Here is a 3,223-nt window from a genome sequence, read left to right on the forward strand (position 1 = left end):
TGTCCGGGGATGTATTTTCCAGGCGAATAAACAGGTCATCCATGTGCTTTTCCAGCACGTTACCTTTACTGGTGTTTGGAACCAGAGATAACCTGGCACAGCATACCATTACTCCCCAGAGAGACATAAATATCCCTTGCTGAGAGAGCTGAGGGTTGTTACTGATCCGGTAGACAAGTGATTCGAACGTAGAGGTAACCACGTTCAGCTTAACCAGCTCACCCAGTTTTGCCATGGCCCACAGCAGGTTGGCGATATGCTGAGGAATAAATTGATCTTTCTGTGCGTTCACGAGGGGCAACAGCACAGCGACGGCCTCGTTGAACTCTGGTGTCTGCTCCTGCCCGTTATCCACCAGTTTCGCCATGACCCACAGCAGGTTGGCGATTTCCTGGGCATTAAATTGATCTTTCTGTACGTTTACGTGGGGGAACAGCGCGACCACAGTCTCGTTGAGTTCTGGTGTCCGCTCCTGCCCGTTGTCCAACAGTTTCGCCATGGCCCACAGCAGGTTGGCGATACCCTGTGGTTTAAAGTTTGCTTTCTGTGCGGTCACGAGGGGCAGCAGCACGGCTACGGCCTCGTTGAGCCCTGGTGTTTGCTTTTGCCCGTTGTCCGCCAGTTTCGCCATGGCCCACAGCAGGTTGGCGATACCCTGTGGTTTAAAGTTTGCTTTCTGTGCGTTCACGTGGGGCAAAAGCCCGGCTACGGCCTCGTTGAGCCCTGGTGTCTGCCCCTGCCCGTTGTCCACCAGTTTCGCCATGCCCCACAGCAGGTTGGTGATTTCCTGTGGTTTAAAGTTCGCTTTCTGTGTGTTCACGTGGGGCAACAGCACGGCCACGGCCTCGTTGAGTTCTGGTGTCCGCTCCTGACCGTTGTCCACCAGTTTCGCCATGGCCCACACCAGGTTGGCGATTTCCTGTGGTTGAAAGTTAGCTTTCTGTGCGTTCACGTGGGGTAACAGCGCGGCCATCGCCTTGTTGAGCGCTGGTGTCCGCTTCTGGCCGCTATCCACCAGTTTTGCCATGGCCCACAGCAGGTTGGCGATATGCTGAGGAATAAATTGGTCTTTCTGTGCGTTCACGTGGGGCAACAGCGCGGCCACGGGCTGTTTGAGCCCAGGTATCCACTCCTGGCCGTTGTCCACCAGTTTCGCCATGGCCCACAGCAGGTTGGCGATATCCTGGGCATTAAATTGGTCTTTCTGCACGTTCACATGGGGCAACAGCGTGGCCACGGCCTCTTTGATTTCTGGTGTTTGCTCCTGTCCGTTATCCACCAGCTTTGCCATGGCCCACAGCAGGTTGGCGATTTCCTGTGGTTTAAAGTTAGCTGTCTGTGCGTTCACGTGGGGCAATAGCGCGGCCACGGCCTCGTTGAGCTCTGGTGTTCGCTTTTGCCCGTTGTCCACCAGTTTCGCCATGGCCCACAGCAGGTTGGTGATACCCTGGGCATTAAATTGGTCTTTCTGTGCGTTCACGTGGGGCAATAGCGCGGCCACGGCCTCTTTAAGCTCTGGTGTCCACTCCTGCCCGTTGTCCAACAGTTTCGCCATGGCCCACAGCAGGTTGGCGATATGCTGAGGAATAAATTGGTCTTTCTGTACGTTCACGTGGGACAGCAGCGCGGCCACGGGCTGTTTGAGCCCTGGTATCCACTCCTGCCCATTGTCCACCAGTTTCGCCATGGCCCACAGCAGGTTGGCGATATCCTGAGCATTAAATTGGTCTTTCTGTACTTTCACATGGGGCAACAGCGTGGCCACGGCCCCTTTGATTTCTGGTGTTTGCGCCTGCCCGTTATCCACCAGCTTTGCCTTGGCCCACACCAGGTTGGCAATTTCCTGTGGTTTAAAGTTAGCTGACTGTGCGTTCACGTGGGGCAATAGCGCGGCCACGGCCTCGTTGAGCCCTGGTGTCCGATCCTGGCCGTTGTCCACCAGTTTCGCCATGGCCCAGAGCAGGTTGGCGATACCCTGTGGTTTAAAGTTAGCTTTCTGTGTGTTCACAAGGAGCAATAGCGTGGCAACGGCTTGGTTGAGTTTTGGTGTCCGCTCCTGCCCGCTGTCCACCAGTTTCACTATGGCCCACAGCAGGTTAGTGATTTCCTGTGGTTTAAAATGAGCTTTCTGTGCGGACACGTGGGGCAACAGCGCGGCTACGGCCTCTTTGAGCTCTGGTGTCCGCTTCTGCCCGCTGTCCACCAGCTTCGCCATGGCCCATAGCAGGTTGGCGATCCCCCGGGCATCAATATCCCATGCTTCAGGTTTTTGATTGCACTTGAATTTTATTGCATCAAGCAAAGTCGACAATAAGGCACCTTGAGTGAGCTGAACACGCTCATCCGTGGGCTTATGTGTGGTAAAAACACCCGCTGAAGTAAATGAATGAAGTGTTGTCGTCAGGCTTCGCCAATTCCAGCTCCGCGTTGCTGTGAAATTTTGCAGCAAACGTATCAGCTGGCTTTGTTCAGCTCGATTTAAGGGTCTTTTAGAGGCTAACGTGTACTTCTTAATTGAACTGGCAAATTGCCCGTGATTTCTCCCATCATAGCGATGACCGAAACGACCCGATTTACTCACCAGGCCATCCATTATTTCTTGTTTAATGAGGGCATTGAAATCTTGAGCAGGGTTTACTGAACGGCCCTGTAGATATTGAGAAGAGCTTACGGCAGAAGAATGGTAAAATTCATTACGCCCCGGAGTAGTGCGGAGGGGATTATCCCTCTGTACGACTGTGCTATGTCTATATTGCACACGCCTTGAAGAAGCGGCATGGTCATTCGGTTGGTTGTAATCATTATCTGGTTTTGCGTATTTACCACTGGTACCAGCAGAGGTTCTATCCATAATTACATTTCATTAATTCATGAAAATATAAAAAGCAGACTGCTGTTTTGTTCAGAAGTTCATTTTGCTGGAATGTTTATAAATGTAAACAGTTGGGGAAATACATCTACTCCTGATGCCACCCATCCATTATTTTCAAATCATCTGAGGCGGGATGTATGGGCAACAGGTGTTCAACACTGGCATTCCTTCCCGGAATGTTAAAACGGTTCTTAAGTCATGATGGGAGGAAGGCGATTACTGGATGTTTGTTTTCTTCCTCTTTGCTGGTTTACCGCCTTGCTCATCTGAATGTTCTTCGGCGGTCAAGTAACCGTGATCTGAGGGTTGCCTGCCTTTATCAGCAGTAACGTATGCCTCATCTGACCACTT

General features: G+C 52.1%; 1 protein-coding gene. It reads right to left on the minus strand.

Annotated features, from left to right (window positions below):
* The coding region (locus tag J7438_RS24840; RefSeq protein ID WP_209278733.1) for a DUF1601 domain-containing protein at positions 1 to 2,851 on the minus strand (2,851 nt) is incomplete at its 3' end.
* Positions 2,852 to 3,223: the final 372 nt, after the last annotated feature.

The organism is Thalassotalea sp. G20_0 (assembly GCF_017744175.1).
Classification (GTDB): Bacteria; Pseudomonadota; Gammaproteobacteria; order Pseudomonadales; family Endozoicomonadaceae; genus Endozoicomonas.